Genomic DNA, 22,709 nt, shown 5'->3' on the forward strand with positions numbered 1-22,709 from the left:
GTGTCAGGCCCGCACGTTGGCGGCCAGGGCGCCGCCGATGTGGTCGGCGGCGACCAGCCGGCCGCCTGACAGCGACAGCACCCACGTACTGCCCTTGTGGTTGCGGGACTTATCGGGCTTCACGCCGTCGCGATCGCACCACCACTCGATCAGGTCCGGAATCACCTTGCCCTGGGTACAGATCACCGGGGTGCCTTCCTCCGCCGCGATCTGCAGCATCCGGTGGCGCCCGCGTTTAGGGCTCTTGGAGTAGGACTCCTCGGTCAGCATGGGCTCGTTCTGCACGGTCACCCCGAGTTCTTCGGCGAGCGGTTCGACGGTCTGCTGGCAGCGGAGCCGGTCGGCCGCGTGCACGCCGGTGGCGCCGAAGGCCAGCAGCTGCGGAACCAGTGCCTCGGCCTGCGCGAGTCCGCGCTTGTCCAGCGGTCGCTTGGTGTCGTCGCCCTTGAAACGTGACTTCCGCCCGGCGGTGGCGTGCCGGACCACCAGGACGCTATGCGTGTCGGCGGGGTGTTTAGCGAAGCGGCGCAACATCTTTCGATCGTGGCTGTAGGTGAGTTTGTCTTTCGCGTCGGCGACCGGCAGCCACACCAACTCATCGACCTCGCTGCCCGGTGCGAACTCGCCGCCGGTGCTGCGCGCCGCCCAGTAGTAGACCTTTTTGACGCCTTGGTCGATCGGGTAGCTCACCATGTCGAGCCGCCTGCCGAGCACGGCGCCGTGACCCGTTTCCTCCAATATCTCCCGGACCGCGGCGACGGGCGCCGTCTCACCCGGGTCCACTTTGCCCTTGGGCAGCGACCAGTCGTCGTAGCGGGGGCGATGGATCACGGCGATCTCGAGGTCCGGTTCGGCGGAATCGGCGTGGCCCGGTCGCCACAACACCGCGCCTGCGGCGTACACGATCTTGCTCCCCGAGCGCCGAGCGGCGGACGAGTTCTGGGTCGGCAAGTCAACTCCTGCAGGTCAATTCGGCTAGGGTCGCTCCGGCCGTGGGCGTGAACCTGGAAAGCTACCACATAGGCTCAAGTGCCGCGGTGCAGCTCCATCAGTGACTCCTGATGATCGCGCACGCTATGACCATCTTGTGGCGATGCCGTCCACTGCCCGTCGGGCCCGAGCTCCCAGCACCGAGTGGACGGGTCCAGAGCGGACTCGAACAAGTCGTCCAGATATGCGGTGAGCCTTGGGTCCTTGACCTGAACCAGCACCTCGACTCGCCGGTCGAGGTTGCGGTGCATCATGTCCGCACTGCCGATCCAGAACTCGTTGATGCGATCGAAATGGACGATCCGCGAGTGCTCCAGGAATCGGCCGAGGATCGAGCGGACGGAAATGTTCTCCGAAAAGCCTTCCGCGCCGGGGCGCAGCGCGCAGATGCCGCGCACCACTATCTCGACGCGCACGCCGGCCTGGGACGCGCGATAAAGCGCGTCGATGACCTGCTCGTCGACAAGGGCGTTCATCTTGAGCCGGATGCGCCCCCCGCCGCTTTCGCGGTGAGCCTCGACCTCGCGCTCGACGCGCGCGATGATGCCGGCGCGAATGCTGTGCGGCGCCACCAAGAGGTTGCGGTAGGACACCTTGCGCGAGTAGCCGGTGAGCGAATTGAACAGGTCGGTCAGGTCTGCCCCGATGTCGGGGGCGGCCGTGAGGAGACCGACGTCCTCATACAGCCGCGCCGTCTTGCCGTTGTAGTTGCCGGTCCCCACATGGCAGTAGCGCCGGATCGTTGAACCTTCGCGGCGCACCACCAGGCAGGTCTTGCAGTGTGTCTTGAGCCCGACGAACCCGTAGACCACATGGACGCCCGCCTGCTCCAGCGTGCGGGCCCAGCGAATGTTGGCCTGTTCGTCGAAGCGCGCCTTGATCTCCACCATTGCCACCACTTGCTTTCCGGCCTCGGCGGCGGCGATGAGCGCCCGGACGATCGGCGAATCACCGGACGTGCGGTACAGGGTCTGTTTGATCGCCAGCACGTTGGGATCGGCCGCCGACTGCTCGATGAAACGCTGCACGCTGGTGGAGAATGAGTCGTACGGGTGGTGCACCAGCACATCGCCTTCGCGCAGCGTCGCGAAGATGCTCTTGGGTGTTTCGCGATCGACGAAGGCGGGGTGGGTGTCCGGAATGAACGGCCGGTCCTTGAGCGCCGGACGGTCCAGCCCGTAGATCTGCCACAACGACGAAAGGTCCAGAAGGCCGGGCACTTCGATGACGTCATCGGGATTCACTTCGAGTTCCCGCAGCAGCAATTCCAGCATGCCTTCGGTCATGTCGTCGGCGATCTCGAGCCGCACCGGTGGGCCGAACCGCCTGCGCGCCAACTCCCGCTCCAGCGCCTGGAGCAGGTCTTCGTCGCGGTCCTCTTCCACCTCGAAGTCGGCGTTGCGGGTAATGCGGAACGCGTGATGCTCGACGATTTCCATGCCCGAGAACAGCAGCGGAAGGAACGCCGCGATCAGTTCTTCCATTGGCAGGTACCGGATTATGGTCTGCCCCTCGGCCCCGTCGAGCCCCTCGCGGCCGTCGAGTTCGACGAAGCGATCGACGTTGTTGGGCACCTTGACCCGGGCGAAGTGCGTGCCGCCGTCCTCGGGGTGGCGGACCGTGACCGCCAGATTCAGGCTCAGCCCGCTGACGAACGGGAACGGGTGAGCGGGGTCGACGGCCAGTGGTGTCAGGACCGGGAAGACCTGCTCGTTGAAATACGTCGACAGTTGGTCGCGCTCAGCCTGATCCAGATCGGCCCACGTGACAATATGAATGCCTTCCTCGGCCAGCGCCGGTCGTACCGAATCCAGAAACACCCGGGCGTGCCGGGTAGCGATTCGCTGGGTCTGTTCGCCGATGCGCGCCAGCTGTTCGCGCGGGCTCAGGCCGTCGGCCGAGCGGACCGACAGCCCCATCTCGTCGCGGCGCTTGAGGCCCGCGACCCGAACCATGTAGAACTCGTCGAGATTGGAAGCGAAGATCGCCAAGAACTTGGCGCGCTCCAGCAGCGGCAGGGAGTTGTCGTCCGCGAGCGCCAGCACGCGCGCATTGAAGTCCAGCCAGCTCAGTTCGCGGTTGAGGTAGCGGTCCTCCGGCAGCGCGTCCTGGATGGCGGCGGGTGTCGCCGCAGGCGGCGCCGCCACGGCCGAGTCGTCGGTCCGCCATTCAGTTTCTTCCAGGCGCGTTTCGGCTTCGATTTCAGTCACCATGGAATCATTGCTCATCGCCCGCTGTGCTGCCAGCGTCCGAGGTCCATCGATTCGCCGTTGGTGTGCCGTTCATCGCCTGGACAGGTTTGCTGCTGTGCCGGCGGGCTAATGCTGCGAGAGGGCCCGGGCGGTCGCCGATCCCACCCCGAGGCGTCGCGCGGCGGCCAGGTCGGCGGGCGTGTCGACGTCGCACCGCAGGCCGGGCCACGCACCCGTCAGCTCGATCGCGCCCGAACGGCGGTGCCGCGCGCAGGAATCCGGCCCAAAGTGCGGATCGAGCGCAGCTCCGAACGCGCAGAGCGCGGCGGTTCCCGTTGCCAACCGGTCGGCAACGAAGCTGCGCCGGTGCTGGCGGGCGGCGGCGATCGCCTCGGCCAGTTCCTGAGTCTGCAAGGCGGGCAAATCTCCTTGCAGCACAACGATATTCGAGAATGTCAGGACTAGGGCCCGCTCCGCCGAGGCGATCGCGTTGTTCAGTGGATCGCTGTGGCCCTCGGGCGTCGGATCGGCCAGCACGTCCACTCCGAGTTCGATCGCCGTGGCCGCCGCGGCTTCGTCGGGCGTGACGACGGTGATCGAGCCCAGCGCCGCGACGCCCGCCGCGGCGGACAGGGTGTCGACCAACATGGCCAGCACCACAGCCTCCCGGGTGCGCGCCGAGAACACCGGGGCCAGCCTGGTCTTCGCGGCGGTCAACCGCTTGACGGCGATGATGAGCGCCACATCACCAACGTTGTCGCCCCCGCCGCCGGCGCGTGTGCCGCTCATGGCGCCATCCTGCCAGCGGCGCTGCCCGCATCGCTGTGAGGCTGGAGCGCGTGACGCCGGACCGCCGCTGGATCTAAGGTGTAGCGGCTGCAGATGCCGCGCGACGACAGAAGGGGGTGGTGAATGGCCAGCACAATGCCCAGGTCGGAAGGCGCCGTTGCGGTGATGGGCGCCGGCGCGTGGGGCACGGCGCTGGCCAAGGTGCTTGTCGACGCCGGCGGACCCGAGACGGAGGTCGTCCTGTGGGCCCGAAGATCCAACGTCGCAGACGAGATCAACGCCACTCGAGTCAACGCCGCCTACCTGCCCGGCACCTTGCTACCGCCGGGCGTCCGCGCCACCACCGACGCCGACGAAGCGCTGCGCGGTGCGTCGACGGTCCTGCTGGGAGTGCCGGCCCAGACGATGCGGGCCAACCTCGAGGCGTGGGCGCCATCGGTGGCTGCCGGCGCGACCCTGGTCAGCCTTGCCAAGGGGATCGAGCTCGGCACGCTGATGCGGATGAGCCAGGTGATCCTTTCTGTGACGGGCGTGGATCCCGCACAGGTCGCGGTCATTTCGGGGCCCAACCTGGCCAGTGAGATCGCCCAATGTCAGCCCGCCGCCACGGTCGTCGCGTGCAGCGACTCCGGCCGCGCGGTTGCCGTGCAGCGCATGCTGAACAGCGGATACTTCCGCCCTTATACCAACAGCGACGTGGTCGGCACCGAGATCGGCGGGGCCTGCAAAAACGTCATCGCCCTGGCGTGCGGGATGGCGGCCGGCGTCGGGCTCGGCGAAAACACCGCGGCGGCCATCATCACCCGGGGCCTGGCGGAGATCATGCGGCTGGGAATGGCGCTCGGTGCCAAGGGCGCGACGCTGGCCGGCTTGGCGGGCGTGGGCGACCTGGTGGCCACCTGTACGTCTCCGTATTCCCGCAACCGGTCCTTCGGCGAATGCCTGGGCCGCGGCGGGACCATGGAGTCGGCGATGCAGGCGAGGGACGGGCACGTCGCCGAGGGGGTGACGTCGTGCGAGGCGGTGCTGGCGCTGGCATCCAGTTACGACGTGGAGATGCCGCTGACGGACGCCGTGCACCAGGTGTGCCACAAGGGGCTGTCGGTGGACGAGGCGATGGCGTTGCTGCTGGGCCGCAGGACCAAGCCGGAGTGAACCCGGCGCGACGGAAACCCCAGCTGGCAGCCCGACGCCCGACCCGAGGGCCGCTCAACCGGTAGCCTCTTTAGGTTGTGAGTGCCAGCGACAGCCGTGTGCGCGTCGCCGTCGTGTTCGGCGGGCGCAGCAACGAGCACGCCATCTCGTGCGTGTCGGCGGGCAGCATCCTGCGCAATCTCGACCCGCAGCGGTTCGATGTGACCGCGGTCGGCATCACCCCGGAAGGTTCGTGGGTGCTGACCGACGGCGACCCCGAGGCGCTGGTGATCACCGACCGCCACCTGCCCGAGGTGACCGCGGACTCCGGGACCGAGCTCGCCCTGCCGGCGGACCCGCGGCGAAGCGGCCAGCTGGTGTCGCTTTCGCCCGGCGCCAGTGAGGTTCTGGCGTCCGTCGACGTGGTGTTCCCGGTGCTGCACGGCCCGTATGGCGAGGACGGCACGATCCAGGGGCTGCTCGAGCTCGCCGGGGTGCCCTACGTCGGTGCCGGCGTGCTCGCCAGCGCCGCAGGCATGGACAAGGAGTTCACCAAGAAACTGCTTGCCGCCGAGGGACTTCCGATCGGTCCGCATGCGGTGCTGCGCCCGTCCCGGTCGGCGCTGCGTCTCGACGAGTGCCAGCGGCTCGGATTGCCCGCGTTCGTCAAACCCGCCCGGGGCGGCTCTTCGATCGGCGTCAGCCGGATCTCTGGTTGGGACGAGCTGGCCGCGGCGGTCGCGCATGCGCGCCGGCACGATCCCAAGGTGATCGTCGAGGCGGCGGTCAACGGTCGCGAGCTGGAGTGCGGCGTGCTCGAAATGCCCGACGGCACAGTGCAAGCCAGCACCGTCGGCGAGATCCGGGTGGCCGGGGTGCGGGGCCGCGAGGACTCCTTCTACGACTTCGCGACGAAATACCTCGACGACGCAGCCGAATTGGACGTGCCGGCGAAGGTCGACGACGATGTCGCCGACGCGGTGCGCCAACTGGCGATCCGGGCATTCAAAGCCATCGACTGCCAGGGGCTGGCCCGGGTGGACTTCTTCCTCACCGAGGACGGGCCCCTGATCAACGAGATCAACACGATGCCGGGGTTCACCACGATCTCGATGTACCCGAGGATGTGGGCTGCCAGCGGCGTCGACTATCCCACCCTTCTCGCGACCATGGTCGAGACGGCGTTGGCCCGGGGCGTGGGTCTGCGCTAACGCGCCATCAACGAGCCGGAGCGGGATCGATGGGCACCGCCGCCATGGCGTGGTCGATCACCTCGGAGACCTCCTGGATCGGCGTCGGGCCCGACCCCGACGGCAGCGTCAGCGCCACATACACCGGCCGGTCCACCGTGTACCAGGTGGATCGGCCGGCGTCACCGCCGGATTGCGGTCCGGCGGAGACCTCAAACCACTGCACTCGATCGACGACCTGGATGGGGGACCCGACCACGAAGTCGGCGGGGCGGTCGAGCCCGCAGCGCAAGACCACCGGCTGGTCGTCGGGCCCGGCCCGCCACGCCGTCGCGCCCGGGGGAGCCGGCTGCGCCAATTGCGCTCGCTGGTAGTCCCCGAGCCGCTGCGGCAGTGCGTCGGCCAGCGCCCGGCACGCGGCGCTGGTCGCCTGCGGCGCCGGGAAGCCTGGTACCGCAACGGGTTGCGGCGGGGCCTGGCGTGTTGCCGCGATGGCCAGGACTACGCCGATCGCCACGACGGCCACCGCGACGGCGGCGATCATCACGGCGCGCGGTGGTCCCGTGTCGGCGGCGGAACGGGCATCGGGGTCGGTCTTCACCGCCCGCGGACCTCCTTCTCATACACTGGCGCCGTCCGCTCACGCGGGCAGGAACCCAACTTACCGCAGGTCGGACGACGTACGGCGGCCCGCATGGCCGGAGGAGGTGGCGTGCGCGACGAGCCATCGGGGGAGTCCCCCACGCTGCAACAGCTCGGCGAGTTCGCGGTCATCGATCGGGCGGTGCGGGGCCGCCGGCAGCCCGCCGCGGTGCTGCTGGGGCCCGGCGACGACGCGGCGGTGGTTTCGCTCCGCGACGGTCGTGCCGTGGTTTCCACCGATGTGCTGGTGCAGGATCGGCACTTTCGGCTGGACTGGTCGACACCGCACGACGTGGGCCGCAAGGCGATCGCCCAAAACGCCGCCGACATCGAGGCGATGGGCGCGCGGCCCACGGCCTTCGTGGTCGGCTTCGGGGCGCCCGGTGACACGCCTTCGGGGCAGGTCGACGCCCTGGTCGACGGGATGTGGGACGAGGCGGAGCGGGTCGGCGCCGGCCGCGCCGGCGGCGACCTGGTCAGCTGCCCGCAGTGGGTGCTGTCGGTGACGGTGCTGGGCGACCTCGACGGTCACGCGCCGGTGTTGCGGTCCGGAGCCAAGGCCGGTTCGGTGCTCGCGGTCGCGGGGGAGCTGGGCCGCTCTGCCGCTGGATACGCGTTGTGGCAGAACGATATTCACGATTTCCAGGAATTGCGGCGTCGCCACCTGGTGCCGGAGCCGCCGTACGGCCAGGGCGCGGCGGCCGCGGCCGCGGGGGCGCAGGCGATGATCGATGTCTCCGACGGGCTGATCGCCGACCTGCGGCACGTCGCGGAGGCGTCGGGGGTGGCGATCGATTTGTCCACCGCGGCCCTGCGCACGGACCACGACGCCCTGGCCGCGGCGGCCCTCGCCATGGGCGACGATCCGTGGCCGTGGGTGCTCGCCGGGGGCGAAGACCACGCCCTGGTGGCCTGTTTCGCCGGTCCGGTGCCGGCCGGGTGGCGCGAGATCGGGCGGGTGCTCGACGGGCCGGCCCGGGTGCTCGTCGACGGGCGGGAGTGGAGCGGTTATGCGGGCTGGTCCTCTTTCGGCCGGTGACGATGCGGGCCGCGTGCCGCCCGAGGAGGAGGCGGCCAATTGAGCGCGGTTAGGGTGGCTTGTGATGTCAACGTGACCGTCTATGCGATCGCCCAGCTGAAATTCACCGACGGGGCAGCCTACGACCGGTACCAGGCACGGTTCATGGGTGTCTTCCGCCGTCACGCGGGCACGCTGCTGGCCGCCGACGAGTCGCCCGAGGTCATCGAGGGCTCCTGGGACCGCGAGAAGCTGGTGCTGATGTCGTTTCCGGACGAGGCCGCGTTCCGAGGCTGGGCGCAATCGCCCGAATACCAAGAGATCTCGAAGGACCGTCGTGCGGGCGCCGACACGGTGGTGCTCCTGGTGAAGGGGCTGCGATGACGGCGCGCCCGTTGAACGAACTCGTCGAGCCGGGCTGGGCGACCGCGCTCAAGCCGGTCACCGACCAGGTCGCCCAGATGGGCCAGTTCCTGCGTGCCGAGATCGCGGCCGGCCGCAGGTACCTGCCCGCGGGCCCGAACGTGTTGCGCGCCTTCACCTATCCGTTCGACAACGTCAGGGTCTTGATCGTCGGGCAGGACCCCTACCCGACGCCCGGGCACGCGGTGGGCCTGAGCTTCTCGGTGGCACCCGAGGTGCGCCCGCTGCCGCGCAGCCTGGCCAACATCTTCGACGAGTACACCGCCGACCTGGGCCATCCGCATCCCGCCTGCGGCGATTTGACGCCCTGGGCGCAGCGCGGCGTGCTGCTGTTGAACAGGGTCCTTACGGTGCGCCCCAACAACCCCGCGTCGCATCGCGGCAAAGGCTGGGAGGCGGTGACGGAGTGCGCGATCCGCGCGCTGGCCGACCGGTCGCAGCCGCTGGTGGCCATCCTGTGGGGCCGCGACGCGTCAACTCTCAAACCCATTCTGGCCGAAGGCAATTACGTGGCGATCGAATCGCCGCACCCGTCGCCGCTGTCGGCCTCGCGCGGTTTTTTCGGCTCGCGCCCGTTCAGCCGCGCCAACGAGCTGCTGACGGGAATGGGCGCCGACCCGATCGATTGGAGCCTGCCGTGACCGAGATGACCGCGCTGCGAGCACACCGCCCCGGCGGCCCCGAGGTGCTCGTCGTCGAGCGCGCGCCGGTGCCGGTACCAGCGGCCGGCGAGGTCCTGGTGTCGGTGCGCGCCGCGGCCATCACATTCGACGAGCTGACGTGGCCCGAGACCTGGACCCGCGACGGCGTCGACCGCACCCCGATCATCCCGTCCCACGAGGTGTCCGGCGTCGTCGCCGAAACCAGCTCCGGGGTAACGGATTTCGCGCCCGGCGACGAGGTGTACGGGTTGATCGATTTCGACCGCGACGGCGCGGCGGCCGAATTCGTCGCCGTCCCTGCCACCGACGTCGCCGCCAAGCCGTCGGCCGTGTCGCACGCTGTCGCCGCCGCGTTGCCGCTGGCGGGGCTCACCGCCCTGCAGGCTCTCGTCGACCAAGCCGCGGTCCGGCCCGGAGAGGCGGTGCTGGTGCTCGGCGGGGCGGGCGGCGTCGGCGCCTTGACCGTTCAGCTGGCGGCCATCCTCGGCGCCCACGTCACCGCGACCGTGCGCAGCGACGCCCGCGAGCTCCTCGGCGGATTCGGCGCGCAACGGGTGATCGACGTGCGCACCGAGGCGTTCGACGAAAGCGGCCCCTACGACGTCGTCATCGACACCGTCGGCGGCGAGGCGTTAGACCAATCCTTCGCCGTGTTGCGCCGTGGCGGACGACTGGTCACCCTGTCGGCGCCCCCTCCGGAGGGCAAGGCCGATGAGTACGGCATTACCGCAACGTTTTTCATCGTCACCCCGAATAGGGGTCAGCTCGACGAGCTCGCCGCGCTCGTGGACGGCGGCCGGCTGCGCGTGGAAATCGCCGCGACGTTCCCGCTCGACGAGGGCAGGGAGGCGTTCGAGAGCGGCCGCCGCCCGGGCCGGCGCGCGGGCAAGACGGTGATCGTCGTCCGGGAGTGAACGCTGCGTTGTCCCGCCGGACGCTGCCGGCGGGACAAGCCGCGCTGTGTTATTGATCGGCGGGGAAGAGGATGGTCTTGCCGGGCAGCCGGCCGGAGTCAGACGCGTCGTGCACTGCGGCGGCCTCGGTCAGCGGGCGGCGGTCGGCGACGTCGATGCGCAGTTGGCCGGCGTCGACGCGGCTGACGAGGCCGGTCAACTGCGCGGCGTCGCTGCGGACGAAGACGCGCTGAGCACGGACTCCCCGCGCGGAATCCTCCGTCCCAGCCGTCATGGTGCCGACATGGAAACCGCCGTCGGCGACGACGCCAACCAGCGCCTGGGTCTCCTCCGGTGAGGTGCTCACCAAGTTGAGGACCACGTCGAACGGCTGTCCGGCAACGGCGATCGGTGGCGCCGCATAGTCGATGTAGCCGACGATCCGGTCGGCTCCGTAGCCGCGCAGACGGTCCACGCTGCGCGCCGATGCGGTTGCGGTGACGGTGGCGCCGGCTTCCTTGGCGAGCTGCACCGCGTAGCCGCCGACAGCTCCGCCCGCACCGTTGATCAGGATCGTGTGCCCGGCCTTCAATCCGGCGACTTCGAACAAAGCCTGCCACGCGGTCAAGCCGGCGGTCGGCAACGCAGCCGCATCGGCCAGTGCCACCGACCGCGGCGCGGCGGTCAACACCTCCGCCGGAGCCAGCACGTACTCGGCGGCAGCACCGTCGGCATCCATCGGGAGCAACGCCACGACCGCGTCGCCGACGTTCCAGCCCGTCACCCCCTCGCCGAGTTCGGCGATCGTCCCCGCCACGTCGATACCCGGTACGTGCGGAAAGGTGATCGCGTACACCTCGGACAGGTAGCCGCCGCGCATGCCCGCATCGACCGGGTTGAACGAAGTCCCGGCCACCTTCACCAGCACCTGTCCAGCTCGCGGGGCCGGCCGCTGGACCTCTGCGTACTCGAGCACGTCGCTGCTGCCGTAACGGTGGTAAAGCAGTGCCTTCATGGTTTCCTCCACTTCCTATTTGCTTCGACGCCGAAGCAGTTGCACACACGGAACAACTTGCTTCGAGGTTGAAGCAATTCCAGGGGAGGCTGTGATCGTCGTCTCATTGCTTCGATGTCGAAGCAGTACGATTGCGGCATGGTCGAAGCCCTCAAGCCGGAGCAACTGAGCACGTACTTCGCCCTCACCGAGGCATTCAGCCTGCTCCAACACGCCGTGCGACAGCAGCTCAAGGCCGAAGGCGATCTGAGTTACGTGCAGTTCGAGATCCTGGCCAAGCTCGCCGACGCCGACGGGCAACTCACCATGACCGACCTAGCCGACGGAGTGGTGTACAGCCGCAGTGGCCTGACCCATCAGGCCGGACTGCTGGAAAAAGCGGGGCTCATCACCCGGGGCGCCAGTCCCCATGACCAGCGAGCCACAATCGTCGACATCACCGAGGCGGGCCGAGCCCTTGTCGCCAAGGTTCTACCCGGTCACATCCAGGTGGTACGCGACCTCTTGTTCGACTCGCTCTCAGACCAAGACGTACACACCCTGGGCGAGGTAATGGCTCGCGCCCGCGACCACATGCGTGCCCTACCGCCCCGCTCAGCCGCGCCGCGTAAGCGCCATGCTTTGAAGGCCTTGACTTAGCCGCGGACGACCTTGCCGGCCTTGATGCAGGACGTGCACACGTTGAGCCGCTGCCTGTTGCCGCCCGGACGGGTGACAACGTGCACGGTCTGGACGTTGGGGTCCCACCGGCGGCTGGTGCGGCGGTGGGAGTGCGACACCGACTTGCCGAAGCCGGGGCCTTTCCCGCAGATATCGCACACAGCGGCCATTGTTCGAGCTCCTCAAATGTTGGGGGTCCGGCACGCGGGATACATCTGGACGGGCCGGGCCAGCCCAGAATACCGACTGTCGTGAGAAACCACCAAAACGATCAACAGCGACAGCGCCGCTCCGGACCGGCGCTGTCGCCGCCTCTGGCTAGGCTCGATGGGCCGGTCCACCGAGGCTAGCGGGTGCTTGCTCGCGGCACGCCGTCGCGCATGTCGTCGCGGGACTACGCTGGCGCCACCGGGAGGCTGGCGCGGGAGGAGGTGGGTCGCCCTGGGCACTCTGGATGCGTCGGAGGACCGTCTGCTGGACGCGGTGACTCTGCGGGATTGGGCGCACACCGCCGTCAGCGACCTGATCACCCACATCGATGAAATCAACCGGCTCAACGTGTTTCCCGTCGCCGATTCGGACACCGGCGCCAACATGCTGTTCACCATGCGCTCGGCCTTGGCGGAGGCGAACGGGGGGGCCGGCGCCGACGGCGGCCAGGGGTGCGTCGCCCGGGTGGCGGCGGCCCTGTCGACCGGGGCGCTGAACGGCGCGCGCGGCAATTCCGGCGTGATCCTCTCGCAGATCCTGCGCGGCATCGCCGACGTCACCGCGGCCGCGGCCGCCGAGTCCGGCGGCGAACTGGCCCACATCGACGCCGCCACCCTGGGGGCCGCGTTGCGCCGCGGCGTCGAGCTGGTGATCGCGTCGATGGGCGGCGACGAGGTCCCGGGGACCATCGTCTCGGTGTTGCGTGCCGCCGCAGAGGCGGTCGCGGAATGCGCCGACGAAGGCCTGGCCGCGGCGATCACCGCGGCCGGCGACGCGGCGGTGGTCGCCCTGGAAAAGACGCCCGAGCAGCTCGATGTGCTCGCCAACGCCGGTGCCGTCGACGCCGGCGGGCGCGGCCTGCTCGTCCTGCTCGACGCCTTGCGCTGCACCGTCGCCGGGCAGGCGCCCGCCCGGACCGTCTACGAGCTGTCGCCGCGCGCGCCGCAGCCCGAAGCCCCCGCCGCCCAACCCACGCCCCAGTTCGAGGTCATGTACCGGCTGGACGACTGCGATGCCGCGGCGGCGGACGCACTGCGGGACCGCCTCGAGGAGCTCGGCGAATCGGTGGCCATCGCCCAAGCAGCCACGCGGGATTCCGACGCGCTCGAGAGCTACTCCGTGCACGTGCACACCGACGACGCCGGGGCCGCGGTCGAAGCCGGGTTGGTGGCCGGGCGGCTCAGCCGGATCGTCATCTCGGCGCTGAGCTCCGGCGCCGCCGGGCTGCCCGCGGGCGGCTGGACGCGCGAGCGGGCCGTGCTGGCCGTCGTCGACGGAGACGGCGCCGCCGAGCTGTTCTCGGGGGAGGGCGCCTGCGTGCTGCAGCCCGATCCGGACGCGGTCATCAGCGCCCACCAGCTGATGCGGGCCGTCGTCGACACCGGTGCCGCGCAGGTGATGGTGCTGCCCAACGGTTATGTGGCCGCCGAGGAGCTGGTCGCCGGGTGCACCGCGGCCATCGGCTGGGGAATCGACGTGGTACCGATACCGACGGGGTCGATGGTGCAGGGACTGGCCGCGCTGGCCGTGCACGAAACCGGCCGGCAGGCGGTCGACGACGGCTACACCATGGCCCGTGCCGCCGGCGCGGCCCGGCACGGATCGGTGCGCATCGCGACCGAAAGCGCGCTGACCTGGGCCGGGCGCTGCCAGCCGGGTGACGGCCTGGGCATCGCGGGCGACGAGGTGCTGATCGTGGCCGCCGACGTGGCCGGCGCGGCGATCGGCCTCGTCGATCTGCTGCTGGCGTCCGGCGGCGACCTGGTGACGGTGCTGGTCGGGGCCGGCATCGCCGAAGCCGAGGCCACCGCGATGAGCGACACCCTGCAACGGCACGTGCATGACAATCACCCGGGGACCGAGCTGGTCAGCTACCGCACCGACCACCGCGGCGACGTTCTGCTGATCGGGGTCGAGTAGCCGTGGCGTCGCTGTCGGACCGACTGCAGTTTCTTGTCGGCGCCAAGGTAGCGGATCTGCTCGACGAAGTGTTCGGCATCCGGACGGTCGACGACCTGCTGCGCCACTACCCGCGCAGCTACACCGAGGGCGCGAGCCGGTGGGGCGCCGACGACGAACGACCGCCGGCCGGTGAGCACATCACCATCGTCGACACCATCGTCGACACCGAGTCGTTTCCCATGAAGAAGAACCGAAACAAGATATGTCACCGCATCACGGTTGGCTCCGGCCGCGGCAGGGTGACCGCCACGTTCTTCAATGCGAACTACATCAAGAAGGACCTCACCAAAGGCACCAAGGTGATGCTGTCGGGTGAGGTCGGCTTCTTCAGGAACGTCATGCAGCTGACGCACCCCGCCTTCCTCATCGTCGACGCGCCGGACGGGAGGAACCGCGGCACCAAGTCGCTCAAGAGCATCGCCGAAACGTCGCAAGCCACCACCGGCGAAGAGCTGGCCGACGCCTTCCAACATCACTTCTTCCCGATCTATCCGGCCAGCGCCAAACTCCAGAGCTGGAACATCTTCGCCAGCGTGCGGCAGGTGCTCGCCGTCCTGGACCCGGTGCCCGATCCGTTGCCCGAATCGCTACGCGCGGAGCACGGGCTCATGTCCGAAGACCAGGCGCTGCGCGCCATTCATCTTGCCGAGAACGAGCACGAGCGTCACCGCGCACGCGAACGATTGACCTTCGACGAGGCCGTGGGACTGCAGTGGGCGCTGGTCGCCCGCCGGCACGGTGAGCAGTCGGAATCCGGGCCGCCGGCGCCGCCGCGGGCCGATGGCCTGGCGGCGGAGTTGTTGCTGCGGTTGCCGTTTCAGCTCACCGCCGGACAGCGGGAAGTGCTCGATGCGCTGTCCGACGGGCTTGCGGCGACGCGCCCGATGAACCGCCTGCTGCAGGGCGAGGTGGGATCCGGCAAGACCATCGTCGCGGTGCTGGCGATGCTGCAGATGGTGGACGCGGGCTACCAGTGCGCGCTGCTGGCGCCCACGGAAGTGCTTGCCGCACAGCATCTTCTGTCGATCACCAACGTGCTCGGGCCGTTGGCGATGGGCAGCCAGCTCGGCGGCGCCGACGAGGCCACCCGGGTGGCGCTGTTGACCGGCTCGATGACCGCCGCGCAGAAGAAACAGATCCGCGCCGAGATCGCCAGCGGCCAGGTCGGCATCGTCATCGGGACGCACGCGCTGCTGCAGGACGCGGTGGAATTCCACAACCTGGGCATGGTGGTCGTCGACGAGCAACATCGCTTCGGGGTCGAGCAGCGAGATCAATTGCGCGCCAAGGCCCGTGCGGGCATCACACCGCACCTGCTGGTGATGACGGCGACGCCGATACCCCGCACCGTGGCCCTGACCGTGTACGGCGACCTGGAGACATTGACGCTGCGCGAACTCCCGCGCGGGCGCCAACCGATCACCACCAACGTCATCTTCGTGGCGGACAAGCCGACGTGGCTCGGGCGCGCCTGGCAGCGCATCGTCGAAGAGGTCGCCAACGGCCGCCAGGCCTACGTCGTGACGCCCCGGATCGACGAAACCGACGAACCCCAGAAGGAGCCCGGCAGGGAAGGCAGCCCGGCGCGGCCCTCGGCGACCGCTGAGGGGCTGTTCGCCCGGTTGTATTCCGGTGAGCTGGCGAACCTGCGGCTGGGCCTCATGCACGGCCGGTTGCCGGCCGAGGAGAAGGACGCCGCGATGGCCGCCTTCCGCGCGGGCGAAATCGATGTGCTGGTGTGTACCACCGTGATCGAGGTGGGCGTCGACGTCCCCAACGCGACGGTCATGCTCGTCATGGACGCCGACCGGTTCGGCATCAGCCAGCTGCACCAGCTGCGCGGCCGCATCGGCCGGGGCGAGCATCCCAGCCTGTGCCTGCTCGCCACCTGGGTCCCCGAGGGTTCACCGGCCGGGCGGCGGCTGCGGGCCGTCGCCGACACCGTGGACGGGTTCGCCCTTGCCGACCTCGACCTCAAGGAGCGCCGCGAGGGAGATGTGCTGGGCCGCAACCAATCCGGCAAGGCGGTGACCCTACGGCTGTTGTCGCTGGCCGAGCATGGCAAGTTCATCGAAGCCGCCCGCGACTTCTGCGTCCAGGCCTATGCCGAGGACCCCTCGAATCCGGAATTGGCTTTGCTGGCAGCGCGATTCACCACCACCGACCGGATTGAGTACCTGGACAAGTCATGAATCGCAGGCTCCTACTGTGGTTGACGGCCGCCGCGGTGCTCGCGGTGCTGGTGGCCTATCAGACGCTGGGATCATCGGCGGCCAGGCACGCCGAAGTCGCCGCACGCGCCGACGTGCCCACGGTGCAACCCGGTGCCGACGTGCTGGCGGGTGTCGCGCAGCTCCCGCAGCGGACCCACCGCTACGACTACCGTCGGGCCGCGTTCGGCGACCCCTGGGACGACGACAACGACGCGCCGCTGGGGCACAACGGTTGTGACACCCGCGACGACATCCTCGACCGCGACCTCGTCGACAAGACCTACGTGTCGATCAAGCGCTGCCCGAACGCGGTGGCCACCGGCACCCTGCACGACCCGTACACCAACACCACCGTGGTCTTCCAGCGCGGCGCGAAGGTCGGCGAAGCGGTGCAGATCGACCACATCGTCCCGCTCGCCTACGCCTGGGACATGGGGGCCTACAACTGGGGGCAGCCCGAGCGGCTGCGTTTCGCCAACGATCCGGCCAACCTGCTCGCGGTCGAGGGCCAGGCCAACCAGGACAAGGGCGATTCGCCGCCGGCCATGTGGATGCCGCCGAACACCGCGTTCGCGTGTCAGTACGCCATCCAGTTCATCGCCGTGCTGCGCGGCTACCAGCTACCGGTGGACCAGGCTTCGGCGGGCGTGCTGCGCCAGGCGGCGTCCACCTGCCCCACGGGCTAGGTGCCCCGAGCCGATTAGGGGCCGGCGTAAGTATTCGGATCCGGGCGCAGCCGGGTGCCGTCGTTGAGGCTGTTGATCACGTCCATGTGTTCGGCGGCCAGTTCGAAATCGAAGATGTCCAGGTTGCTGGCGATGCGCTCGGCCTTGCTCGACCGGAAGATCACCGAATTGCCCAGTTGCACGTTCCACCGCAGCAGCACCTGGGCGGGCGTCTTGCCGTATTCGGCGGCCACCGAGGTCACCGTCGGGTTGTCCACCAGCTTGCCCAGCGCCAGCGGTGTGTAGGACTGCGTCACGACGTTGTGCTGTGCGTTGGCCTTGCGCAGGTCGGCCTGGTTGAGCAGCGGGTGCAGCTCGATCTGGTTCACCGCCGGGGTCACGAACGTCAGGTCGATGACGGTTTCCAGATGGTCCTCGGTGAAGTTGGACACGCCGATCGAGCGGGCATGCTCCTCCCCGCGACACTGGATCAAGCCACCGAAAGCGTCCACGTAGTTACCGAGCGACGGCGCCGGCCAGTGGATGAGGTAGAGGTCGACATAGTCCAGGCCCAGCCTTTCCAAGCTGGCGGTGCAGGCCTCCAGCGCCTTGGAGAAACCCTGGTCGGAGGTGGCCAGCTTGGTGGTGACGAACAGCTCGGCGCGCGGAATCCCCGACGCCGCGATCGCACGGCCGACGGCGGCTTCGTTGCCGTAGGCCGCGGCGGTGTCGATCAGCCGGCAGCCGACCTCCAGCGCGGCCGATACCGCGCGTTCCGTTTCGTCCTCCGATAAATCAGCGACGCCGAGTCCGAGCACCGGAATGGTGTTTTCGTCATTGAGAGCTACCGAGGGTATGGCGGTGCCCGACTCGACAGTCAACGTCATTCACCTACCTGTGAAATTGAAGGTTCGTGGATCCGCACCCAGCCGGGTGCCGTCGTGCAGCGAGGATATCCGAGGATATCGACGCCATTCGAGCAAAGCCCAAGGCACTGAGTTCGAAATCGAACACGTCGAAATTGCTCGCAATCCGTATGGGGTTCACCGACTTGGAGATCACGATATTACCCAGCTGGATATGCCACCTAATCAACACCTGGGCCGGGGTGCGCCCGAGCGCCTCGGCGACGGCGGTGACGGCGGGGTGGGTCAGCAGCGCTCCACGGCCGAGCGGCGACCACGCGTTGTTGAGCGAGGGCATCGGCCAGTGGATGAGGTATAGGTCGAGGTAGTCGAGCCCGAGGCGGTCCATGCTGGCCTGAAACGTGGGGGAACGCCTTCAGCGTGCTGTCGTAACCCTGGTCGGCGTTGGCCAATTTGGTCACCACGTAAAGTTGGTCGCGCGGCACGTCGGAATTGGCAAGGGCGCGTCCGGTCTCTCGTTCGTTTGGTAGGCCGCAGCGGTGTCAATATGCCGGTTACCGGCGCGCGGCGCGGCATGGACCGCCTGCTCGGCGTCCGCCGGCGCGACCTTGAAGACACCGAGGCCGACGACGGGGATCGCGTTGCCATCGTTCAGCGTCAGTAGGGAGCAGTCATGACCAGAAGTCTGCCAGGCGCGCCGGCTCTCGACCTCGGAGCGAAAGGCACATCAATGCGATGGACCAGTCGCCTGCAGGGCGCCGCGACGACTGTGGGTGTCAAGGTAATCCCGTGGGTCCCGACCGCCGTGCGGCGGGCGCTGGTCCGCGGTCGTTCGGTGATCATCGACGGCAACACGCTCGACCCGACGCTGCAGCTGATGCTGTCGGGGCTGCGCGCCGTCGGCATCGACGGCCTGGTGGTCGACGACGACGTGGCGGCCTCCCGTGCCCAGATGCGGGAAACGACCATGAGTTTTCCCGGCCCGCAGATTCACGTCGAGGTGGACGCGATCACGCTGCCCGGACCCGCCGGCGAGATCCGGGCGCGGCACTACCGTCCGCCCACCGGCGCGCCGGCGCCGTTGCTCGTCTACTACCACGGCGGCGGCTGGACGCTCGGCGACCTGGACTACGCCGACGCGTTCTGCCGCTTGACCTGCCGGGACGCCGGCATCCATGTCTTGTCGATCGACTACCGGCTGGCTCCCGAACACCCTGCCCCGGCTGCCATCGAGGACGCCTATGTGGCTTTCAAGTGGGCGTACGAGCACGCCGGTGACCTCGGCGCGACCGTCGGGCAGGTCGCGGTCGGCGGCGACAGCGCGGGCGGCAACCTGTCCGCCGTCGTCTGCCAGCTGGCGCGCGACGAGGGCGGCCCCGCCCCCGTGGTGCAGTGGCTGATCTACCCACGGACCGACTTCACCGCACAGACCCGGTCGATGAGCCTGTTCTCCCGCGGCTTCCTGCTGACCAGGCGCGACATGGACTGGTTCGAGTCGCAATATTTGAGGCGCTCCAGCCTCGATCGGACGGACCCGCGGATATCGCCCTTGTTGGCCGAGTCGCTGTCCGGGTTGGCGCCCGCGCTGATCGCGGTCGGGGGCTTCGACCCGTTGCGCGACGAGGGCGAGAGCTACGCGGCGGCGCTGCGGGCCGCCGGCACCCCGGTGGACCTGCGTTACATGGGCTCGCTGACCCATGGCTTCGTGAACCTGTTTCAGCTGGGCGGCGACAGCGCCGTGGCGACGAGCGAGCTCATCTCCGCGCTGCGCGCCCACCTGAGCCGGATCTGATTTGCTGGGCGCTCGAGCTGAGTGCCCGACTCCTCCTCCGGTCGGTCTCGGCCGGCATCGTCGCCGCGCGTCGGCCGGTACTCTAGAGGCGCCCTGTCCGACCGCCGGACATGCCTGCACGAAGGATCAGCGAACCTGTGGCCGACAAACCCAAACGTCCCCCGCGATTCGATGTGAAGTCCGCCACCGGCAGATCGGGTCGGCTCATCCAGATCGGCGGCACCGCCTTCATCGTGATCTTCGCCGTCGCGCTCGTCTTCTACATCGTGACGTCGCACCACAAGAAGGGCGGCAGCACCGGAGAGGGCGACACGGTGCGGGTGACGTCGAGCAAGGTGGTCAACCAGCCCGGCACCAGCAACCCCAAGGCCGTGGTGACGTTCTACGAGGACTTCCTGTGCCCGGCGTGCGGTAGTTTCGAGCGCTCCTTCGGGCCGACGGTGTCCAAGCTCATCGACATCGGGGCCATTGCCGCCGACTACTCCATGGTGTCGATCCTGGATAACCAGAAGAACCAGAACTATTCGTCTCGGGCGGGTGCGGCGGCGCTGTGCGTCGCCGACGAATCCATCGATGCGTTCCGACGGTTCCACAGCGCGCTCTACAGCACCGACATCCAGCCCGACGAACGCGGCACCAGCTTCCCCGACAACGCGAGGCTGATCGAGCTGGCCCGCGAGGCCGGCGTCGTCGGCAAGGTCCCCGACTGCATCAACAGCGGCAAGTACCTTTCCAAGGTCACCGGCGAGGCCGCCGCCGCAAAGATCAGCGCGACCCCGACCATCAAGATCAACGGCGAGGACTACCAGCCGTCGACACCCGATGCGTTGGTCGCCAAGATCAAACAGATCGTCGGTGACGTGCCCGGCATCGACGGCGCCGTCGCACCCGCCGCCCCATGACGACCCCGGTGTCAGCCCAAACAGCCGACCTGACACCGGATTCGGGCCCCTGGGCGCGCGCACCCGCGGCCAGCGCGTGGTGGGTGCTGATCGCCGGTGTGATCGGTCTGGTTGCCTCGATGACTCTGACGGTGGAAAAGATCGACCTGCTGCTCAACCCCGCGTACGTGCCGTCGTGCAACATCAACCCGATCGTGTCGTGCGGTTCCGTGATGGTCACGCCGCAGGCGTCGTTGCTGGGCTTCCCCAACCCGCTGCTGGGCCTGGTGGGCTTTTCGGTGGTGGTGGTCACCGGTGTGCTGGCAGTGACGAAAGTCCCTCTGCCGCAATGGTATTGGGTTGGGCTCACGGTCGGGGTGCTGATCGGCGCGGCGTTTGTGCACTGGCTGATCTTCCAGAGCCTGTACCGCATCGGTGCGCTGTGCCCGTACTGCATGGTGGTGTGGGTGGTCACCATCTCGCTGCTGGTGGTGGTCGCGTCGATCGCGTTCCGTCCTGCTCTGCAAGGCCGGGAATCCGCTGCGGCACAGTTTCTTTACCAATGGCGGTGGTCGATCGCCGCGCTGTGGTTCACGGCGGTGTTCCTGCTGATCATGGTGCGATTCTGGGACTATTGGTCGACGCTGTTGTGATTGCCGGCCAGTGACCCGGATCATCGGCGGCGTGGCCGGGGGCCGGCGGATCGCCGTGCCGCCGCGGGGGACCAGGCCGACCACCGATCGGGTACGCGAATCGCTGTTCAACATCCTGACCGCGCGCCGTGACCTCACCGGCGTGGCGGTGCTCGACCTCTACGCCGGATCGGGCGCGCTGGGCCTCGAGGCGCTGTCGCGCGGCGCCGCCTCGGCGCTTTTCGTGGAGTCCGATCCGAGGACCGCGGCAATCATCGCGCGCAACTTCGAGGCACTGGGCTTCGGCGGTGCGACGCTGCGCCGGGGTGCGGTGGCGAGCGTCCTGGCCGGTGGGACCGCATCCGCGGTGGATCTCGTGCTGGCCGACCCGCCCTACGACATCGACGTGGCCGAGGTGAACGCCGCGCTGGCGGCGCTGAGCGCCCACGGCTGGGTGCGCGAGGGGACCGTCGCGGCGGTGGAGCGCGCTGCCGCGGGCGCGACGCTCAGTTGGCCGGCGGGCTGGGCCGTGTGGCCCGAACGTGTGTATGGCGACACCCGATTGGAGCTGGCCGAATTTGAGTGAGGAAGGCGTGTACCGTCATTCGTCATGGGCGCCGCTCCTCCCCATCGCTTCGTTGTGCATCGTCGCCGGCGCGAGTCATGAGCGGCGCGGTATGCCCCGGTTCGTTTGACCCAGTCACGTTGGGCCACATCGACGTCTTCGAACGCGCCTCGGCCCAGTTCGACCAGGTGGTGGTGGCGATCCTGACCAACCCCGCCAAGAAGGGCATGTTCGACCTCGACGAGCGGATCGCGATGATCGAGGAGTCCACGGCGCACCTGCGCAACCTGCGGGTGGAGTCCGGACAAGGGCTCGTGGTCGACTTCGTCAGGTCGCGCGGGATGACGGCGATCGTGAAGGGCCTGCGCACCGGAACCGACTTCGAATACGAGCTGCAGATGGCGCAGATGAACAAGCACATCGCCGGCGTCGACACCTTTTTCGTGGCGACCGCGCCGCGGTATTCCTTCGTGTCGTCATCGCTGGCCAAAGAGGTAGCAATGCTGGGCGGCGATGTGTCGGAGCTGCTGCCCGAACCGGTGAATCGCCGCCTGCGCGAGAAGCTTTCACGTCGCCCCTGATCTCGTGGCATGTTCTGTCTAACCGCCTTGACGCAGTATCCGTCATAGCCCGCAATCCTCAGCGGCGCCGTCGAACAAGGCTTGTCGCCGTGATCGATTGCCGTCGGCCGAGGGCCACGTCCCCGCGGAGCGGGGCCTGATCATGGCCCACGCACTACCTAACTCATTCACAGCTTCTGCTGAGATGGTTCTTACCCGCAACCGGGTAGCCAGAATCCATGAGAAATTTCATGCGCATTGCAACGTCATCGCTGGTATTGACCAGTGGTTTGGGACTTGCGGGTCTGGGGGCGGCGGCAGTCGCGGAGGCACAGCCCATCGCTCCGCCGCCTGCTTATCACTGGTGCCCTGGTCAATGGTGGGATCCCGGCTGGGGTGACAACTGGGAAGGGGGCCGTTGCCACGACGACTTTTACCGCGACGGTGAGCCGCACGACCAATGGCACTGGCGCGGCGGCGGCGACCGCGACCACTGGCAGGGCGGCCCCGGTGACCGCGACCACTGGCAGGGCGGCGGCGGCGACCGCGATCACTGGCAGGGCGGCGGCGGCGACCGTGACCACTGGCAGGGCGGCGGCGGCGACCGCGACCACTGGCAGGGCGGCGGCGACCGCGGCGGTCGTTGATCCTCATCGACGGGGGGGCCCCGGGGGCCCCCCGTCGATTCCAACGGTTCCAACGGGGGGGGGGGGGCGGGCCCCCCCCGGGCCCCACCAAAAAAAGGTAGAAGTGGG

At 68.7% G+C, this 22,709-nt stretch carries 23 protein-coding genes and 1 pseudogene; 16 read left to right on the forward strand and 8 right to left on the reverse strand.

What is annotated here, in order from left to right:
- Positions 1–3 precede the first annotated feature (3 nt).
- The 3 genes from A5764_RS19575 to cofC form a co-directional block, all read right to left on the reverse strand.
- On the reverse strand, positions 4–951 hold the full coding sequence (locus A5764_RS19575) for a bifunctional NUDIX hydrolase/histidine phosphatase family protein (RefSeq protein ID WP_067115788.1): 948 nt from the start codon (positions 949–951) through the stop codon (positions 4–6).
- Positions 952–1,025: 74 nt separating this feature from the next.
- A complete protein-coding gene (locus A5764_RS19580) occupies positions 1,026–3,218 on the reverse strand; it encodes an RNA degradosome polyphosphate kinase (protein ID WP_067115791.1) in 2,193 nt (730 codons plus the stop codon).
- Between the two features lie 90 nt (positions 3,219–3,308).
- Positions 3,309–3,971 (reverse strand): 2-phospho-L-lactate guanylyltransferase, encoded by a 663-nt coding sequence (cofC, locus tag A5764_RS19585; protein ID WP_067115794.1) that lies wholly within the window; start codon positions 3,969–3,971, stop codon positions 3,309–3,311.
- 135 nt (positions 3,972–4,106) lie between these two features.
- On the opposite strand from cofC, the gene A5764_RS19590 reads away from it, so the two are divergent.
- Positions 4,107–5,126, forward strand: coding sequence for an NAD(P)H-dependent glycerol-3-phosphate dehydrogenase (locus A5764_RS19590; RefSeq protein WP_197501638.1), 1,020 nt, complete (start codon positions 4,107–4,109; stop codon positions 5,124–5,126).
- 77 nt (positions 5,127–5,203) lie between these two features.
- Positions 5,204–6,316 carry a D-alanine--D-alanine ligase family protein gene (locus A5764_RS19595; RefSeq protein ID WP_067115799.1) on the forward strand — a complete coding sequence of 371 codons (1,113 nt, stop codon included), beginning with the start codon at positions 5,204–5,206 and terminating at the stop codon, positions 6,314–6,316.
- Positions 6,317–6,323: 7 nt separating this feature from the next.
- On the opposite strand, the gene A5764_RS19600 is transcribed toward A5764_RS19595, so the two are convergent.
- Positions 6,324–6,839, reverse strand: coding sequence for a DUF3515 domain-containing protein (locus tag A5764_RS19600; protein WP_082951809.1), 516 nt, complete (start codon positions 6,837–6,839; stop codon positions 6,324–6,326).
- Between the two features lie 150 nt (positions 6,840–6,989).
- On the opposite strand from A5764_RS19600, the gene A5764_RS19605 reads away from it, so the two are divergent.
- The 4 genes from A5764_RS19605 (at position 6,990) to A5764_RS19620 (ending at position 9,954) form a co-directional block, all read left to right on the forward strand.
- Positions 6,990–7,976, forward strand: a complete 987-nt coding sequence (locus A5764_RS19605) for a thiamine-phosphate kinase (RefSeq protein ID WP_067115805.1) — start codon at positions 6,990–6,992, stop codon at positions 7,974–7,976.
- 72 nt (positions 7,977–8,048) lie between these two features.
- A complete protein-coding gene (locus tag A5764_RS19610; RefSeq protein ID WP_067115808.1) occupies positions 8,049–8,339 on the forward strand; it encodes a DUF1330 domain-containing protein in 291 nt (96 codons plus the stop codon).
- The gene (locus A5764_RS19615; RefSeq protein WP_067115811.1) at positions 8,336–9,019 is read left to right on the forward strand and encodes a uracil-DNA glycosylase; all 684 of its coding nucleotides are present in this window, start codon (positions 8,336–8,338) and stop codon (positions 9,017–9,019) included. Before A5764_RS19610 ends, A5764_RS19615 begins: the two co-directional genes overlap by 4 nt.
- A 5-nt stretch (positions 9,020–9,024) precedes the next feature.
- A complete protein-coding gene (locus A5764_RS19620; RefSeq protein WP_067115849.1) occupies positions 9,025–9,954 on the forward strand; it encodes an NADP-dependent oxidoreductase in 930 nt (309 codons plus the stop codon).
- A gap of 49 nt (positions 9,955–10,003) precedes the next feature.
- On the opposite strand, the gene A5764_RS19625 is transcribed toward A5764_RS19620, so the two are convergent.
- Positions 10,004–10,948, reverse strand: a complete 945-nt coding sequence (locus A5764_RS19625; protein WP_067115852.1) for an NADP-dependent oxidoreductase — start codon at positions 10,946–10,948, stop codon at positions 10,004–10,006.
- A gap of 138 nt (positions 10,949–11,086) precedes the next feature.
- On the opposite strand from A5764_RS19625, the gene A5764_RS19630 reads away from it, so the two are divergent.
- Positions 11,087–11,587, forward strand: a complete 501-nt coding sequence (locus A5764_RS19630; RefSeq protein WP_067115855.1) for a MarR family winged helix-turn-helix transcriptional regulator — start codon at positions 11,087–11,089, stop codon at positions 11,585–11,587.
- Here A5764_RS19630 and rpmB read toward each other — a convergent pair.
- The gene (rpmB, locus tag A5764_RS19635; protein ID WP_007171345.1) at positions 11,584–11,778 is read right to left on the reverse strand and encodes a 50S ribosomal protein L28; all 195 of its coding nucleotides are present in this window, start codon (positions 11,776–11,778) and stop codon (positions 11,584–11,586) included. The two genes, A5764_RS19630 and rpmB, sit on opposite strands and share 4 nt — an antisense overlap.
- Before the next feature lie 304 nt (positions 11,779–12,082).
- Here rpmB and A5764_RS19640 point away from each other — a divergent pair, with 304 nt between their 5' ends.
- The 3 genes from A5764_RS19640 to A5764_RS19650 are packed head-to-tail and all read left to right on the forward strand — an operon-like array spanning position 12,083 to position 16,679.
- A complete protein-coding gene (locus A5764_RS19640; RefSeq protein WP_231989761.1) occupies positions 12,083–13,738 on the forward strand; it encodes a DAK2 domain-containing protein in 1,656 nt (551 codons plus the stop codon).
- A gap of 2 nt (positions 13,739–13,740) precedes the next feature.
- The gene (recG, locus tag A5764_RS19645; RefSeq protein ID WP_067115817.1) at positions 13,741–15,972 is read left to right on the forward strand and encodes an ATP-dependent DNA helicase RecG; all 2,232 of its coding nucleotides are present in this window, start codon (positions 13,741–13,743) and stop codon (positions 15,970–15,972) included.
- Positions 15,969–16,679, forward strand: a complete 711-nt coding sequence (locus A5764_RS19650; protein ID WP_067115819.1) for an HNH endonuclease family protein — start codon at positions 15,969–15,971, stop codon at positions 16,677–16,679. Before recG ends, A5764_RS19650 begins: the two co-directional genes overlap by 4 nt.
- A 14-nt stretch (positions 16,680–16,693) precedes the next feature.
- Here the strand turns inward: A5764_RS19650 and A5764_RS19655 are convergent, their stop codons facing one another.
- On the reverse strand, positions 16,694–17,539 hold the full coding sequence (locus tag A5764_RS19655) for an aldo/keto reductase (protein ID WP_197501640.1): 846 nt from the start codon (positions 17,537–17,539) through the stop codon (positions 16,694–16,696).
- 6 nt (positions 17,540–17,545) lie between these two features.
- A pseudogene (locus A5764_RS28945) lies at positions 17,546–18,185 on the reverse strand (aldo/keto reductase).
- Positions 18,186–18,197: 12 nt separating this feature from the next.
- Between A5764_RS28945 and A5764_RS19665 the strand changes: the two are divergent.
- The 6 genes from A5764_RS19665 to A5764_RS19690 all read left to right on the forward strand — a co-directional run bounded on the left by A5764_RS19665 (position 18,198) and on the right by A5764_RS19690 (position 22,601).
- Positions 18,198–19,316: an alpha/beta hydrolase gene (locus tag A5764_RS19665; RefSeq protein WP_067115825.1), complete on the forward strand. Its 1,119-nt coding sequence runs from the start codon at positions 18,198–18,200 to the stop codon at positions 19,314–19,316.
- A 137-nt stretch (positions 19,317–19,453) separates the two neighbouring features.
- Positions 19,454–20,218: a DsbA family protein gene (locus tag A5764_RS19670; protein ID WP_067115828.1), complete on the forward strand. Its 765-nt coding sequence runs from the start codon at positions 19,454–19,456 to the stop codon at positions 20,216–20,218.
- The gene (locus A5764_RS19675; RefSeq protein WP_067115831.1) at positions 20,215–20,850 is read left to right on the forward strand and encodes a vitamin K epoxide reductase family protein; all 636 of its coding nucleotides are present in this window, start codon (positions 20,215–20,217) and stop codon (positions 20,848–20,850) included. Before A5764_RS19670 ends, A5764_RS19675 begins: the two co-directional genes overlap by 4 nt.
- Positions 20,851–20,860: 10 nt before the next feature.
- A complete protein-coding gene (rsmD, locus tag A5764_RS19680) occupies positions 20,861–21,415 on the forward strand; it encodes a 16S rRNA (guanine(966)-N(2))-methyltransferase RsmD (protein ID WP_067115834.1) in 555 nt (184 codons plus the stop codon).
- Between the two features lie 77 nt (positions 21,416–21,492).
- A complete protein-coding gene (gene coaD, locus A5764_RS19685) occupies positions 21,493–21,975 on the forward strand; it encodes a pantetheine-phosphate adenylyltransferase (RefSeq protein ID WP_067115837.1) in 483 nt (160 codons plus the stop codon).
- A 230-nt stretch (positions 21,976–22,205) separates the two neighbouring features.
- Positions 22,206–22,601: a hypothetical protein gene (locus A5764_RS19690; protein ID WP_231989760.1), complete on the forward strand. Its 396-nt coding sequence runs from the start codon at positions 22,206–22,208 to the stop codon at positions 22,599–22,601.
- The last annotated feature ends 108 nt before the right edge of the window (positions 22,602–22,709 follow it).

Origin of the sequence: Mycobacterium sp. 852002-51057_SCH5723018 (assembly GCF_001667035.1) — a bacterium.
GTDB lineage: Bacteria > Actinomycetota > Actinomycetes > Mycobacteriales > Mycobacteriaceae > Mycobacterium.